Source organism: Xanthomonas sp. AC360, assembly GCF_979258225.1.
Window position 1 is genome coordinate 564,759 of record NZ_OZ409846.1, and the last position, 15,272, is coordinate 580,030.

12 protein-coding genes and 1 pseudogene are annotated in these 15,272 nt (G+C 64.4%); 5 read left to right on the forward strand and 8 right to left on the reverse strand.

Annotated features, from left to right (window positions below; all coding sequences use genetic code 11):
• The first annotated feature begins 86 nt into the window (after nucleotides 1–86).
• On the forward strand, nucleotides 87–2,156 hold the full coding sequence (locus tag ACZZ0O_RS02410) for a M13 family metallopeptidase (protein ID WP_115554680.1): 2,070 nt from the start codon (nucleotides 87–89) through the stop codon (nucleotides 2,154–2,156).
• 613 nt (nucleotides 2,157–2,769) lie between these two features.
• Here ACZZ0O_RS02410 and ACZZ0O_RS02415 read toward each other — a convergent pair.
• Entirely contained in the window at nucleotides 2,770–3,690 is a 921-nt protein-coding gene (locus ACZZ0O_RS02415; protein WP_463592114.1) for an oxygenase MpaB family protein, read from the reverse strand.
• A 513-nt stretch (nucleotides 3,691–4,203) separates the two neighbouring features.
• Here ACZZ0O_RS02415 and ACZZ0O_RS02420 point away from each other — a divergent pair.
• Nucleotides 4,204–4,924: pseudogene (locus tag ACZZ0O_RS02420) on the forward strand (hypothetical protein).
• 248 nt (nucleotides 4,925–5,172) lie between these two features.
• Here ACZZ0O_RS02420 and ACZZ0O_RS02425 read toward each other — a convergent pair.
• The 4 genes from ACZZ0O_RS02425 to ACZZ0O_RS02440 all read right to left on the reverse strand — a co-directional run bounded on the left by ACZZ0O_RS02425 (nucleotide 5,173) and on the right by ACZZ0O_RS02440 (nucleotide 9,449).
• Nucleotides 5,173–6,768 (reverse strand): APC family permease, encoded by a 1,596-nt coding sequence (locus ACZZ0O_RS02425; protein WP_055847846.1) that lies wholly within the window; start codon nucleotides 6,766–6,768, stop codon nucleotides 5,173–5,175.
• A gap of 187 nt (nucleotides 6,769–6,955) precedes the next feature.
• Nucleotides 6,956–7,339 carry a hypothetical protein gene (locus ACZZ0O_RS02430; protein ID WP_463592115.1) on the reverse strand — a complete coding sequence of 128 codons (384 nt, stop codon included), beginning with the start codon at nucleotides 7,337–7,339 and terminating at the stop codon, nucleotides 6,956–6,958.
• Nucleotides 7,340–7,383: 44 nt separating this feature from the next.
• Nucleotides 7,384–8,160 carry a LytR/AlgR family response regulator transcription factor gene (locus tag ACZZ0O_RS02435; RefSeq protein WP_463592116.1) on the reverse strand — a complete coding sequence of 259 codons (777 nt, stop codon included), beginning with the start codon at nucleotides 8,158–8,160 and terminating at the stop codon, nucleotides 7,384–7,386.
• Entirely contained in the window at nucleotides 8,157–9,449 is a 1,293-nt protein-coding gene (locus tag ACZZ0O_RS02440) for a sensor histidine kinase (protein WP_463592117.1), read from the reverse strand. Before ACZZ0O_RS02440 ends, ACZZ0O_RS02435 begins: the two co-directional genes overlap by 4 nt.
• Before the next feature lie 339 nt (nucleotides 9,450–9,788).
• Here ACZZ0O_RS02440 and ACZZ0O_RS02445 point away from each other — a divergent pair, with 339 nt between their 5' ends.
• Nucleotides 9,789–10,997 carry an FAD-dependent oxidoreductase gene (locus ACZZ0O_RS02445; protein ID WP_463592118.1) on the forward strand — a complete coding sequence of 403 codons (1,209 nt, stop codon included), beginning with the start codon at nucleotides 9,789–9,791 and terminating at the stop codon, nucleotides 10,995–10,997.
• A 44-nt stretch (nucleotides 10,998–11,041) separates the two neighbouring features.
• Here ACZZ0O_RS02445 and ACZZ0O_RS02450 read toward each other — a convergent pair whose 3' ends face one another.
• The gene (locus ACZZ0O_RS02450; RefSeq protein WP_115528999.1) at nucleotides 11,042–11,236 is read right to left on the reverse strand and encodes a hypothetical protein; all 195 of its coding nucleotides are present in this window, start codon (nucleotides 11,234–11,236) and stop codon (nucleotides 11,042–11,044) included.
• Nucleotides 11,237–11,744: 508 nt separating this feature from the next.
• On the opposite strand from ACZZ0O_RS02450, the gene ACZZ0O_RS02455 reads away from it, so the two are divergent.
• Complete coding sequence (locus tag ACZZ0O_RS02455; RefSeq protein WP_463592119.1) at nucleotides 11,745–12,251, forward strand: YciE/YciF ferroxidase family protein; 507 nt, start codon at nucleotides 11,745–11,747, stop codon at nucleotides 12,249–12,251.
• A gap of 584 nt (nucleotides 12,252–12,835) precedes the next feature.
• Here ACZZ0O_RS02455 and ACZZ0O_RS02460 read toward each other — a convergent pair.
• Both ACZZ0O_RS02460 and ACZZ0O_RS02465 read right to left on the reverse strand, forming a co-directional pair.
• A complete protein-coding gene (locus tag ACZZ0O_RS02460; protein ID WP_430544207.1) occupies nucleotides 12,836–13,087 on the reverse strand; it encodes a hypothetical protein in 252 nt (83 codons plus the stop codon).
• Nucleotides 13,087–14,367 (reverse strand): sigma-54-dependent transcriptional regulator, encoded by a 1,281-nt coding sequence (locus tag ACZZ0O_RS02465; RefSeq protein ID WP_115529002.1) that lies wholly within the window; start codon nucleotides 14,365–14,367, stop codon nucleotides 13,087–13,089. The genes ACZZ0O_RS02460 and ACZZ0O_RS02465 overlap by 1 nt, the downstream gene beginning before the upstream one ends.
• A 538-nt stretch (nucleotides 14,368–14,905) precedes the next feature.
• On the opposite strand from ACZZ0O_RS02465, the gene ACZZ0O_RS02470 reads away from it, so the two are divergent.
• Complete coding sequence (locus ACZZ0O_RS02470; RefSeq protein WP_115529003.1) at nucleotides 14,906–15,187, forward strand: hypothetical protein; 282 nt, start codon at nucleotides 14,906–14,908, stop codon at nucleotides 15,185–15,187.
• Nucleotides 15,188–15,272: the final 85 nt, after the last annotated feature.

Here is a 15,272-nt window from a genome sequence, read left to right on the forward strand (position 1 = left end):
CGCATGCCACTTACACTGCGGTCCTTGTTCCTGTTTCCGAGTTGCGCCGCATGGCTTCTTTGCACCGCCCTGTCCTGATCGCTGCCATGGCGGCTGCGGCATTGACCACTGCAGCCTGTCACCGCGATGGCGCGGCGCCAGCGGCCGACACCCGCACCACGCCCGCCCCCAGCACGCCCAAGCTCGGTGATTTCGGCTTCGATATGGCAGGCATGGATCGCAGCGTGGCGCCGGGCAACGATTTCTTCAGCTACGCCAGCGGCAACTGGGTCAAGACCACGCAGATTCCCGACGACCGCTCCAGCTTGAACAGCTTCGTCAGCATCGCCATCGACACCGAGCGCCACAGCCGCGACATCATCGAAGGCGCCGCCGCCAACGACCGCGTCACCGGCGAGGACAAGCAGATCGGCGACTATTACGCCGCCTATATGGACGAAGCCAGCATCGAGACCAAGGGCGTGCGGCCGGTGCAGCCGGAGCTCGACGCCATTGCGCAGCTGGAAGACAAGCAGGCGCTGGCACGCACCCTGGGTGGGCAGCTACGCGCCGATGTGGACCTGCTCAACTCGACGAATTTCTACACCGACCGTCTGTTCGGCCTGTGGGTCTCGCAGGATCTGCACAACCCCGGCCGCTATGCGCCATACCTGGTGCAAGGCGGCCTGGGCATGCCCGAGCGCAGTTTCTACCTGGACGGCGGGCGCATGGCGCGGCTGCGCGATGCCTACCGCGCCCACATCGTCAAGTTGCTGGAACTGGCCGGCATCGACGATGCTCCGGCCAAGGCCGAGCGCATCCTGGCCCTGGAAGTCGCAATCGCGCGCGTGCACGCCACGCCCGAGCAGACCAACAACGTGCAGGCAGGCGCAAATGCCTGGAAACAGGCCGATTTCGCGCGGAACGCTCCCGGCCTGGACTGGCCGCTGTTCTTCGACGCCGCCGGTCTGAAGGCGCAACAGGACTTCATCGTGTGGCAGCCGCAGGCCGTGCGCGGCTTGTCGGCGTTGGTGCAGTCCGAGCCGCTGCAGACCTGGAAGGACTATCTGCGTTTTCGTGCGCTGGACCGTGCATCGCCGTATCTGTCCAAGGCGTTTGCCGATGAGCAGTTTGCGTTCTACGGCACCACCCTGGAAGACACGCCGCAACAACGCCAACGCTGGAAGCGCGGGATCGATGCCACCAACGCCGCCTTGGGCGAAGCGGTCGGCAAGCGCTACGTGCAGAAGTACGTCAGTGCGCAAACCAAGACCCGCGTCGAAGAGATGGTCAAGAACCTGATCGCTGCATTCGGCAAGCGCATCGATGCGCTGGAGTGGATGACGCCGGAGACCAAACAGCACGCCAAGGCCAAGATCGCCGGATTGACCGTGGCGGTGGGCTACCCGGACAGCTGGCGCGACTACAGCGCGCTCGACGTGCGCCGCGACGATGCGCTGGGCAACGTGGAACGCGCCGGCCTGTTCGAGTATCGCCGCAACATCGCCAAGCTGGGCAAGGCGGTCGATCATCGCGAGTGGTACATGCTGCCGCAGGAGGTCAACGCGTTGAATGTGCCGCTGGAAAATCGCCTGCTGTTCCCGGCCGCGATTCTGCAACCGCCGTTCTTCGACCCGGCCGCCGACGATGCGGTGAACTACGGCGCGATCGGCGCGGTGATCGGGCATGAAATCAGCCACAGCTTCGACAACACGGGCGCACTGTTCGACGAACACGGCGAGCTGCACAACTGGTGGACGCCGCAGGATCTGAAGAAATTCGAGACCGCCGGCAATGCGCTTGCCGCGCAGTTCGGCGCGTACAAGCCGTTCGACGATCTGGCGGTCAACGGCAAGCTGACGCTGGGCGAAAACATCGCCGACGTTGCCGGCCTGGCCACCGCGTACGACGCTTACCAGTTGTCGCTGCAGGGCAAACAGCCGCAGACCATCGATGGCTTCAGCCCGGATCAGCGCTTCTTCCTTGGCTTTGCGCAAGCCTGGCGCGGCAAGTACCGCGACGCTGCGCTGCGTAATGCGGTGCTCACCGATGTACACGCGCCCGGACGCTTCCGCGCGCAGACCGTGCGCAATCTGGATGCGTGGTACCCGGCTTTCGATGTGACGCAGGATCAACAGCTGTATCTGGCGCCCGAGCAGCGGGTCAAGATCTGGTAAGTGCTGGTGCCGGTCGTGAAGCGGCGATGTAACCGCAACTGTCAGCGTGACTGCCGTCATTGGACGGTCATCCTGCTCAATAGGCCATCGCTCACAACGCGGCCTGTGCAGTAGGTTGCAGTGTCGGCCTGATGTCGGCCCGACATGCCTGGCGTTGTCGCCCCGCGCGCGCTGTTGCCTCACCCAAACGCATCTCTCGGGGGAGAGGGTCTTGGCTGCTGATTGCCCTTTACTGGCGTTGTCGCTCCACGCGCGCTATTGCCTCACCCAAACGCATCTCTCGGGGAAGAGGGTCTTGGCTGCCGATTGCTCTTTACATGCAGGTCAATCACCGCGAGAGAGGACGTTGCAGGCCGCTCGCTCGGGCACGCCGCAGGTCAAATCGCTGCGTGAGACAAACTTGGTGCCGGATGCGCAGACACATCGCAGGTCATTCACTGCAGGATTGATCGGTTATTGCAGCCTTGCGAGAAGGCGCCGCAGACAAGCCCCTCTCCCACCGGGAGAGGGGTTGGGGTGAGGGTCGGTAGTCGCGGCGATGTAACCGCACCCGCAGCACCATGCAGCACTAAACCAGCACGCAAGCCACACACACATCTCACCTACCAAGCCGCTACTCAGGCCACTGCAGCAACGTCGCCGGTTCCAACTGCATGCGCCGGCAGGCACGGGCCGATAAGCCGTCGCGCAACGCGGTGCGGAACAACGGCGACAGGCTACGCAGCAGGCGGGCGGATGCGCGTGCCTGTGCGCGCTGGGTGGTGGTGCGGCCCAGCATGTCGCTGGCCCAGACCGGCAACAACGCAGTGCCGGCACCGAGGAACACGCCGCGCGACAGCCCTGCCGCAGGCACCGGCAGCTGGATGCTGGTGAGGATGTCGAGCACCTCGCGCGAGCGTGCGTCCATGCGCAGCTCGCCGCGCACCGACGCAAAATACGCCTCCACCTCGGCCTCGCTGGCGGGCACGTCGGTGGCGCCGAGGGCTTCGGCCACGCGTCGCGCTTCGTCGTAATAGCGGTCGGCGATTGCGCCCGGTACATCGCGGCAATAGCGCCGGCAGCCCTGCAGAAATCCGTAGGCTTCGGTGACATGCACCCAGGTCAGCAGCGCAGGATCGTTGGCCTCGTACGGCACGCCGTCGGCGGTGTGGCCGCGGATATGCGAATGGATACGCCGCACGCGCGCGATCAGCTGTTCGGCTTCGGCCTGCGGCGCGTAAGTCGTGCCGGCAACGAAGTTGGTGGTGCGCCGCAGCCGACCGACCAGATCGGCGCGGAAGTTGGAGTGATCGTAGACCCCGGCCAGCGCGCGCGGATGCAACAGTTGCAGCATCAATGCGCACAACCCGCCGGACAACATGCCGGGAAATTCGGAGTGCACGCGCCAGGTGACGCTGTCGGGCCCGAAAATGCCGGGATCGCCGAGCGGCTGGTCGTATTCGATGGTGCTCTGTCCACGCGGAAACGCGCCCAGCACCCAGCGGCGGATCTGTTCGGCGGCGGGGGCAGTGAGGGTACGCAGGACGGCTGACATGCCGCCATGATACGGATGCGCCTGCATGATCACGTCAGTGCGCGGCTACCCTGCCACAGCTGCCTCATCCACCGGTCAGCCACAGCCACGCGCCGTCGTTTTTGTTTAGCCGGCTGCGTGGGCGCAGCGCCCGCGCTTGGAGCGACCATCACCTCATAGCGCAGTCGTCAGGTGGACGCGGACGGCGCGGGCGCGCCGGACGCGTCCGCAGTGCAGTGCCAATGATGAGCACCGGCCGCGCTCACGCCGAGGCGGCGCCGTCGTCTTGGTAGCCGCGCTCGCCACCCCCGCCGACGCGCCCCACTCCCGAGCCTGCAAATCCCCAACCTGCCCAAGCCGGTCACGCGCGGGATCGCCGCAGTACCAAGTGTGCAGTGCAACAAGAGTGGCGATGCAATGCGCGCGCGATGCCATGGCATTGCAGACAAACCGCCTGAATTCAGCGTTTTGTGCGCAAGCGCGCAACTTTACGCGGCCACAGGTTCGCCGCAGGCATTGCCATGCACAGCGAAAGTGCTAGAACTAGAGCCGTCCGACCTCTGTCATGCAGCGCAAGGCGCGTCGGTCGCTCCAGGGCACCGGCAACCGCCGATGCAGCAAGTCGTTCGTACCAGTCATCCGTTAGGAGCTTGTCATGATCGCTTTGTTTCAGGGTTTAGGCCTGCTATTGCAGGACAACGCACTCCATCGACGCTCCTTCGACGAGCAGGTCGTCTACTGGCGCGACAAGACCGACACGCAGCTCGACGAAGAGCTCGATCTGCTCAAGGTGGCCAAGAAACAATGGGTGATCGCCTCGATCATCGGCTGGCAGGCGATTTCGCTGGTGCTGCTGGGCGTGATCACGCATCAGCTGTGGCAGAACGACTACCACCTGACCTTCAGCCGCGTGGTGATCATCTTTACCTCGTGGGCGTCGATCCTGTTCATCATGTGGTACATCGCCGATCTGTTCGATCACAGCGCCGGTTTCGAGCGGTGGTTGCGCGCCTTCAACAGCCGCGCGCGGGTGGCGCCGGACGCAGACTCGGTCGAGTGCGTTGCCGACGCGCTGGACATGACGCGTCGCTACCCGGAAGTGCTGCACTACAAGCAGGAAGTGACCTCCAAGCGCGAATTGCGCCACGAGGACATCGTCAACATGCGTGAGATGGGCCGCCTGCGCCGCTACACCGAATTGCTGCGCGACCTGGACCGCTTCGATGGCGCACCACGGTTGGTCGTCAACGCCTAAGCGACCAGCGCACCGCTGCAGCGATGGATGTCGCTGCAGCACGCCGTAGGTAGACGGTGAGTACTCCAAACAAGAACGGCCGGTGCGCAGTGCACCGGCCGTTTTTTATGTCATTGGATCGCGGCGAATGCTCCAGCGCGATCGGCTGGCAACGCCATCGCAGGCGGGAACACCGCTACGATCAAGCTCCATCCGCACTGTCTGCTGCGCACAGCGGTGTACAACCCGCGTTCCGCCGACCCGCCTACTCAAGCCCGCGCCACCGCCTGTTCCACCGACGGGGTGCGCCAGCCGCTGCGGACGCCCCAGATGTAGAACACCACGCCGACTGCGGCGACCACCGCCAGGTCGGTACCGTAGCTGAGGTAGCCATGGCCGCCGAAATCGCTGCTGCCGGCCCAGGACAGCAGCGCAATGATCGGCAGGTAGCAGATCATCCAGGCCGCGCCCTTGAGATTGCGGCGCAGATCCGGCCAGCCCTGCTTGGCCTGGTAGTAGCAGTACACCGGCAGCGCCACGACCATCAGCAGGATGATCTCGCCGGTCAGCGGCCAGCGCGCCCAGTACAGCAGTTCGGTCGCCATCACGAACGCGACGCCGGCCAGCACCGGCAAGGCGGCGATGCGCAGCGGGCGATGCAGTTCCGGCGCGTGGCGACGCAGCGCCATCGCACTGATCGGTCCGGTGAGATAGGAAATGATCGTCGCCACCGAGATCACCGCCGCCAGCGTGCCCCAGCCGCGGAAGAAGAACAGGAACACGAACGACACCGCCAGGTTGAAGAACATCGCCATGCGCGGCACGCCCCACACCGGGTGCAGCTTGCCCAGCGCGGCAGGCATGGTGCCGTTCTTTTCCATGCCGTACACCATGCGCGCGGTGGTGGCGGTGTAGGTAATGCCGGTGCCGCTGGGGCTGACGAACGCATCGATGTACAGCAGCATCGCCAGCCAATGCAGGTTGACGATGATGGCCAGCTCCGCGAACGGCGAGCGGAAATCGATGCCGTGCCAGCCGGCCTTGGCCAGCAGATCCGGCGGCACCGCGCCGATATAGGCCACCTGCAGGATCACGTAGACCACCGTGGCCAGCGCGATCGAGCCAAGCACCGCGAACGGAATGCTGCGGCCCGGGTTGCGTGCCTCGCCGGCCAGATTCACCGGGCTCTGGAAGCCGTTGAAGCTGAAGACGATGCCGGCGGTGGCCACCGCGGTGAGCACCGCCGCTAGGTCGATCACGTGGGCATCGCCATGGATGCCGACGCTGAAGTTTTCGCTGTGGAAGCCGCTGGCGATCAAGGCCACGCCGGTCGCCGCCGGCACCACCAGCTTGAACACGGTGATCAAGGTGTTGGAGCGCGCAAACAGCTTGACGCTCCAGAAATTGAGGAAGAAATACACCAGCACCAGTACCGCCGAAATCAGCAGCCCGGGCACCGACAACTCGCCAGCTCCGCCAGGTGCCTGCACATACAGACCCTGCGCCCAGGCCCACGGCCAGGAGGCCATGTACTGCACCGAGGCTTCGGCTTCGACCGGGATGACCGAAACGATCGCGATCCAGTTCGCCCAGCCGGCGATGAAGCCCACCAACGAGCCGTGCGAGTAATGGCTGTAACGCACCATGCCGCCGGATTCGGGGAACATCGCCCCCAGTTCGGCGTAGGACAGCGCGATGGTGGTGATGATCGCCGCACCCAGAATCCAGGCCCAGACAGCGCCCGGACCGGCCAGCCCAGCCGCGCGCCAGGCGCCGAACAACCAGCCGGAACCAATGATCGAGCCCAGCCCGGTGAGCATGAGCGCAAAAGGGCCGACGTCGCGGCGCAACGAATGTTCGGACATGAAAAGCCTGGCAGTGAGGGCGCCGCAAACCGGCAACAAGCCGACAATGATCGCAGAAGCGGCCGCTTGTCGTCAGTGCGTATTCAGGCTCTACGCGACACCGCGATGCGACGGCGCGCGCATCCGTGCGGCCGTCGCAGCTGTCGCTTGCACTACGCAACACTGCCGCGCTGCCACCTGCTGCGGCTTACCCGTGGCACTCGGCAGCGGGCACGTTGCGGTCCACGCAGGTGTGGGCTGCCGCCGGAAGACCGCGCAGCGCGCGGACCTGCCCCGGCAGCAGCGCAAAGCTGTCCAGCGTCTTGCGCGCACACACCGGCGCCGGTGCGCCGCCGCTGGCCGTGGCGGCGCTCGTGGCAGCCGGGCACTGCTCTTCATAGATCAGGTAATGGCACTGGCCGCTGCTGCTGGCCAGGCAATGCACATTGGTCTCGGCGTCGGTGACCAAAGTCTTGCTGAAAAGCACGTCGCGGCCATCGCTGGTGGCGCGGGTGATCGAAGTGGTGCCGTTGCGTTCGTGGCAACCGGCCAGGGCGAGCAGGCAATACACCAGGGAGGCGATCAGGCGCATGGAAGCAGTCCTTTCTTGTCGATGCGGTATGGGGAGACGGGGGATTACATGCCGCGGAACAGGGTCATGAACGGCTGGCTGACGGTGAGCGTTTCGCTGCGCCCGCGCAGGGCCAGCCGGCCCTTGCCGGTGTCGTCGCGCACTACCGAGGCCACCGCCTTCATGTTGACGATGGTGGAGCGATGGATCTGCTTGAACACCTGCGGGTCGAGCACATCGAGCAACTCGCGCAGCGGGGTGCGCAGCAGCGCCTCAGCGCCGGCCGTCATCACCGTGGTGTATTTCTGATCGGCCTGGAAATACGCCACCTCATCCAGTGCGATCAGACGCGTCTCGCGGCCGCTGGTGGCAGTGAGCCAGGCCAGTGGCGGCGCGACGCCGGGCGCTGCCGGGCGTGCCGACAGGCGCTGCAATAGCGCTTCCAGCAAGCTGCCGTCCGGCTGCCCGGCGGCGGCGCGTTGCTGCACGCGGTGCCAGGTGGCCTGCAGGCGTTCGCGGTTGATCGGCTTTAGCAGGTAGTCCACCGCGCCGTGTTCGAACGCATCGATGGCGTATTGATCGTAGGCGGTGACGAACACCACCTGCGTGCGCGGGCTGACCTCGCGCATCGCGCGTGCCACCTCGATGCCGGTGAGGCCGGGCATGCGGATATCCAGAAACACCACATCCGGCTGCTGAGTGGCGATGGTCTCCAGCGCGCTGGCGCCGTCTTCGCATTCGCCGACTACCTGCAGTTGCGGGCACACCTCGGCCAGCAGCGCGAGCAAGGATTGCCGCAGCAGCGCCTCGTCTTCGGCAATCACCGCACGTAGCGCGCTCACGCCTGCACCTGCTCGGTCGTGGCGGCGTCAGGCAGCGGCGGCGGGCGCGTTGCGGCCGGTTGCGCTGGCAAGGGCAGCGTGAGCGTGGCCGCCACGCCGCTGGGGAAATTGGACACGATGGCAAAGCTGGCGGTGCCGGAGTAGATCAGCTGCAGCCGCTCGCGCAGATTCTTCAGTCCGATGCCGGTGCCGTGGCTATGGGTGTTGAACCCCTGGCCGTCGTCGGCCACGGTCAGCGTGGCCTGGTGCTCGTCCAGGCGACGCGCCAGGATCCACACGGTACCGCCGCCGGGCTTGGGTTCCAGTCCATGTTTGATGGCGTTTTCCACCAGCGTCTGCAACATCATCGACGGCAACTGCAGGCCGCGCAGCTCGTACGGCACTTCCACCTGCAGCGCCAGCCGCGTGCCCATGCGGATGCGCAGGATTTCCAGATACGCCTGGGTGCGTTCGAGTTCTTCGCCCAATGTGGAAGTGGCATCGTCCGCGCTGGGCAGCGAGCGGCGCAGGTACTGGATCAAGTGGCCGATCATGATGTCCGCGCGCGGCGGATCGGTGCGCGCCAATACCTGGGCGCTGGCCAGCGTGTTGTAGAGAAAGTGCGGCTCCACCTGCGCATGCAGCAGGTTCAAACGCGCCACGGCCAGTTCCTTTTCCATCACCGATTGCTCGGCGGCGGCCTGCTCGTCGCGACGCTGCTCGCCGACCCGGCGCACCACCGCGCGATTCATCGCTTCGGCGTTCTCGAAGTTGCTGCCTTCGTCCACCGCAAACAGGTCCACCCAGGCGCCGGCATCGGGCTCGCACAACACGGTGACGCTGCTGGTGCCCTGCCCTGGCGCAATTGTTACCAGCACCTGGTTGTGGGTGATGGCAAAGCGCGCAAACAGATTCCAGCGCGAAGGCTTGCGGCCTGCGTATGGGTCGAAGCGGCGGATCTTGGCACGGATCAGCAGGCTGCCCGGCGCGCATTCGACATCCTGCACGCGAGGCAGCGCACGCACTGCCTCTTCCACCACCGCAAAGCTGGCCTGCGCCTCCAGCGGCACTTCGATCTGGCGGCGCTGACGCGTAGACAAGGTGTCGTGGTCCAACCGTCCGGCGATCAGGCGGACGCGCCGCACATGGGTGATCGCGCTCATCAACGCCAACGTCAACAGCACCATGCAGATCAGGCCGAAGAACGCGCCGGTAGAGCCGAACAGCTGCGCCCACATGCTGCCCGCCACCACCAGCGCGGCAGCCCAGGCGAACACGATACGCACGATCAGAAAGACGCTGGCAGACACGGTAGGGACTCGTCGGAGATGGGACGGGAGCGAGCATAGCCGGCACGTGCCGCTGCGAAAGCCCTGGGCGACGAATGGCCGTTAGCGCTACCTCAAGTGCCGGGATCGCAGGACGAAACCCGACCTGGCTGGTCGGCAGGCCAAGGCCTGCGCGGTATGCTCGACACACGCAAGCAACAGACCGCTTGCCTGGTTGCCGTAAGGCATGCGGCCTAGCACGCTGTCGTGCCAGGTCGGCGTGCGTTGCCATCGGGTGGCCCCGCTGTGTCGCTGCGGGATGCCGGCGCGTCTTACATCGCAGTCGGTCGACCACCCTCCACACCACCGCACAGGAGTCGCATGCACCGCCGTCATTTTCTGCACAGCGCAGGCCTTGCGCTTGCGGCCGCTTCGACCGGCAGTTGGGCTGCCAACGGCAAGGTGGCCATTGCGCCGTCCACACCGTTGCCGCCGCCCGATGCATTGCCGATTCCCTTCGCTGCCGCGCCTGCACTGACGCCGATGCGCGCATCGGTCGATCGCATCATCGCCATCGACGGCTGCACGCGGCCGTTCCGTGCGCAGGGTCCGCGCATCGAGGCAGAACGCATCGGGCGCAAGACCGTGGTGCACAACTACGGGCACGGCGGCAGCGGTTGGTCGTTGTCGTGGGGCGCAGCCGAACACACATTGCGACTGGTGCGCGCGGCCGATGCAAACGTGCGCGAGCTGGCAGTGATCGGCTGTGGCGCGATTGGGCTGACCACGGCGGTGGCAGCGCAACGCGCCGGCCTGCGCGTGCGCATTTATGCGCGCGAGCGGCTGCCGGACGTGCGCTCGTTCTATGCCACCGGCGTGTGGTCGCCGGATTCGCGCGTCTGCACCAGCGAGTACGCCACAGCCGATTTCAAGACGCGCTGGGAAGAGATGGCGCGGATCTCGTTTCGCCGATATCAGACGCTGCTTGGCCTGCCCGGCGAGCCGATCGAATGGCGCGATGGCTATGCCTTGTCGGATGTGCCGTTCGATCAACCGGTCACCTCGGCCGAGGCGCACGAACCAGACTACCCGCCACTGGAGCGCACGCTGCTGCACGACCTAGGCCCGCGCTCGCAAGCACCGACTGCCGGCAACCACCCGTTCCCGGTGCCGTTCGTGCGGCGCTACAGCCAGCTGACCTTCAACATCAGCGCATATGCGCGGCTGTTGCTGCAGGATTTTCTGCAGGCGGGCGGCGAGCTTTACACGCGCAGCTTCGACGATCCGCGTCAGTTTGCCGACCTGCGCGAAAAAATCGTGGTCAACGCCACCGGCTACGGCGCGCGTGCACTGCTGGGCGACGACAGCGTGATTCCGGTGCGTGGGCAGACCGCACGCCTGATCCCGCAACCGGAGGTCACCTACGGTCTGGTCTGGCGCGGCCACAATCTCAATGTGGTGCCGCGTCGCGACGGGCTGCTGGTACAGGCGCAGGGCGCCAACGACTTCAATAATGCCGATGCAACTCCCGACCGGGCCGCAACCGAAGCGGCAGTACGCACGCTGGCGCAGTTGTTTACGACGACCTGAGCCAAGCGGATCATCGCGCTGCTATGCACGGCGCCTTGAGCACCTCACCCATCGCCGAGTGAGGCATTCAAGGCGATGGCCAGTGCGGCATCGCCGTTGACCAGCGCGTCCCAGCGCAAGCGCACGCCCTTGCGTTTTCCTTTCTCGACCAGCTTCAACCCGTCGGGGTCGATGATCAACGTATATGCCTGGTCGCCGATCTGTAGCTCGCGACGTAACGGTTTATCCAGCGGGGTCATAGGACATCTCGTGCAAGCGTGTGAATTGCGTTGTAGCGCATCCGTCTATGGCGCATGCACACACGCCATCGACATGCAGGCCTTCGCCGATATATTGCCTGCGCATGGCCTGTCGCTATTTCAGTAAGACGGCATCTGTAATAACGCCGCGTCGCATTTGTACAGCCCGATGCAGGCGGCAGCGATGCACGCACGCTCACGTAGAAACATCTGCCCGCCAGCTTGGCGTGCGCTAACGCGCGCCTACGTGAGCGATGCGTGTACGCACTCGTTACGGCACAGGTCGCCATCGCATCGGGATCACCGTTTCCACCAATCGCGCTAACACTCGCAAGACTAGCTTAGCGATCACGCGGTACGGCCTGAGGCCAGACGCTTTGGCCGGCTGGCTAATCACGTATCAGAAAACCATCGTGCTCGCGTTTGTCGAACGCGAGCAACCAAAACGCATTGTCGCCAGGCGGCGAACGCGATATTTCAAACCTCTGACCAACAACGGGAGCCACCCATGGCGATCAAGACGATCGAAGAACTTTTTATCCACGAGCTGTCGGACATCTATAGCGCCGAAAAGCAACTCACCAAATCGCTACCGCGTTTGGCACGTGCTGCGACCGAGCCGAAATTGAAAGACGCGTTCGAAACCCATCTGGAAGAAACCCAGGGTCAAATCGAGCGCATTGACCAGGTGGTCGACGTGCTGGGCATCAAGCTCAAGCGCATCAAGTGCGCGGCGATGGAAGGCCTGGTGGAAGAAAGCCGCGAAGTGATCGATGAAATCGAAGCCGGCCCCGTGCGTGACGCCGCACTGATCGGTGGCGCACAGAAAGTGGAGCATTACGAGATCGCTTCGTACGGCACCATTGCGGCAATGGCCAAGCAACTCGGCTACAGCGATGCGCTGCCGCTGCTGCTGGCCACACTGGAAGAAGAAAAGGCCACCGACGAAAAGCTGACCCTGCTTGCGGAACAAGGCGGCAACCAGAAAGCAGCCAGGACCAGCAAGGCGGCCTGATCGACCATGCGGAACGGCGATATTGCTGGGACGGCGCTGTGGATCAAGGACAGCACCGTACCACCAGTGGAATCGCCACCGCTCGGTACCACGGCACGCGCGCGCTTCAGCGCGCATGCCGTGACCGGGTTCGCCATTTGGCGGCGTAGCAAGGTCACGGTGCGGATCGCTCGGCGTCCATCGCTCTTCAGTTTGGCGATAGAAACGCTTTACTGGACGATTCAATCGTTTGGTCGGCGTCACTCAGCTCTTTGAGATTGACTGCAAACGTCGGTGGGTCATACCCAGCTCGTTTCCAGTATCTGCACAAGGTCACTGTCTACCACTGCATCGCACGGACAGACACTGCATCGCGCGGACAGACCAACTCCCCGCAGGTCCTAAGCTTCCATGTCCTGAAACAACACCACCTCGCCACGCGAAACCTCCGACTCGGAGGGCGGTTATACGAGTAGAGCCAACGTTGAGACATCGATGGGTTGGTATTTAAGGATGCACTGATCTGCACGCGCAGCGCTTCCGCACGACTGCTAACCGTCACCAGATCGCAGACCCAGCACACCCAGTCAGACGAGCACGACGGATCAGTTGTCGTCGGGCGGCAGTGCTGCCGGCGATGCCTCGGGGTGCGGGTCGTCGGCCAGTTGCTGGGCACGCTCTTGCTCGCCCAGCTGATTGAGCAATTCAGTGGCGGACTGATGCGCGTTACGCAGCGTCTCCATTGGCTTGGAGGTATCGCTGCGCAAGGCGTACAACGCAAAGCCCATCACGTTGAGACGGTTACGCAACTGATGCAGCAGCTCGCGCTGCCGTCCCTGCAATGCAGCGTCCGTCACTACGCGTCCTTGTCGCTCAACCGGTTGTGCAATGTCCGCACGCTGATCCCCAACTCGCGTGCCGCCGCCTTCTTGTTGAAGCGCGTACGTGCCAGGGCCGATTCGATCATGGCGTCCTCGGCCTGACGCATGGTCCAGCCGGCCGGAATCAGCAACCCGTCTTCGTCGGCCTGCGGCACGGTCTGCTCCACATCCGGCGCAGTCAGCAGATCGCCGTCCGAGCGCAGATACAGATAGTGGATGAACGAGCGCAGCTCGCGCACGTTGCCCGGCCAGGTGTGATACGCCAGATAGCGCAGCAGCGACTTGGTCGGCAGCTTGCGCTTGCCGTATTTCACGTTGAGTTCGTTGATCACGCGCAACCCCAGCACGCGCGCATCGCCGCGGCGTTCACGCAGCGCCGGCACCTGGATCGGGTACTCGTTGAGGCGGTAGAACAAATCCTCGCGCAGCACCGCGTGCTCGCGCTGCACATGCTGATGCGTGGCCGCAACCACGCGGGCATCCAGCGCAATCTCTTCGTTGCCGCCAATACGCATGAAACTACGCGACTCGATCGCCCGCAGCAGATAGACCTGCAACCGCTTGGGCATTTCGCCGATCTCATCCAGAAACAGCGTGCCATCGGCGGCCTGTTCCAGGAATCCGGCGTGACGACGGTCGGCGCCGGTGAAGCTGCCGCGCTCGTGGCCGAACAGCTGGCTGGCCAGCAACTCTTCCGGAATCGCGCCGCAGTTGACCGGCACGAAGCGACCGCGACGGCCGGACACCCGGTGGATGGCACGAGCGACCAGATCCTTGCCGGTGCCGGTCTCGCCGGTCACCAGCACATTCAAATCGGTCGGCGCCACGCGCACGATGTCCTTGCGCAACAGCACGATGCTGTCGCTATTGCCAATGATGCCCAGATTGCCCTGCTGCGCCTCACGCAGGCCGCCCAGCACGCGCTCCAGGCGCTCCGGCGCGAACGGCTTGGTCAAGAACTCGCTGACGCCGAACTGCTGCGCGCGGCCCTGGGTTTCATAGGCGTAATCGCCCGACACCACCACGATCTTCGGTGTGTGGTCCGGGTCCAACCGTTCGATGAGATCGAAACCGCTGCCGTCGGGCAGGCCAACGTCCACGACCAGTAGATCGGGGAAATTGCTGTCCAACCAACGGCTGGCTTCGCCAAGAGTGTGAATGCCCTTGGCACGGAAGCCGCTATCGGTGGCTAACTCCACCACCTGATCGCAGAACTCCACGTCGTCGTCGATGATGGCGCAGGAAAGACGGTCCATGAGCGCTTCTGTCCGCAATGACTAGTACATGTTCAGTTGAGAATTGTGACGGCGGCGCGAAGAGTGCGCCTGCGTATCACCACGAGATTGCACGCTGCAGTCACGACCATCGTGATCGAACGGCGCCCTTCCCCCTAAGTCGAGCTCGCCGCGTCATACGCGAAGTACGCACGGCTGGGCCTGAATTTGCCAGTGCCAAGCGTCATGGTCGGGGTCGGTGGCCGCGCCGGGCATGCCGAAACGCCAAACAGTGCAAGGTTTGCCAGCACGGTTGCCGCGCATTCTTGGAGTGCGCAGCCGGGCTGAACTCAATGGATCAGTTCGCTTGTGCTGTTGCATCGCAACCGGTGGTTTGGCCGGAAGTGACGTGACCTGATGCCGACATATGTATTAAACCAGTCGGCCAGTGAACGTAGCGGCCTGAGACGTGATCCACTGCCGGCGCGTGCCGTGTGGAGACGGCGTGCAGGCCATCCTCACAGCAACGTACTTTCAACGCGCAAACATTGCTCCCTGACCTAGCCGAGCGAGGTGTCTCATGCATGCAGTGTCGGTACATCGCCACGCCGATGTGCAAAACGAATTGACGTATTGGCGGGACCAGCATCGGCGTGGCCAGCTCGGCTATCACTCCTTCGATGGCATCCCCGAAAGTACTGTGCGCGCCGTCTGCGATGCCTACAACGCGCAGCCGGATCTGACCGAACATCAGGCGATCAAGGCAGTGCGCGACGCATTGTGTCTGACCCCGGGTTCGACCAATGCGGCCCTTGCCGACTGGCTGGCACCACGCTGCCTGCGGCATTTACGCAGCGCGTAGTCGGCGCGCCGTTGCAGGCAACGCTTCGGCCGGCACGGATAACGGGCGCGGCAACGCGGCCCTGCCACCTTGCAGTTGCGCTCGC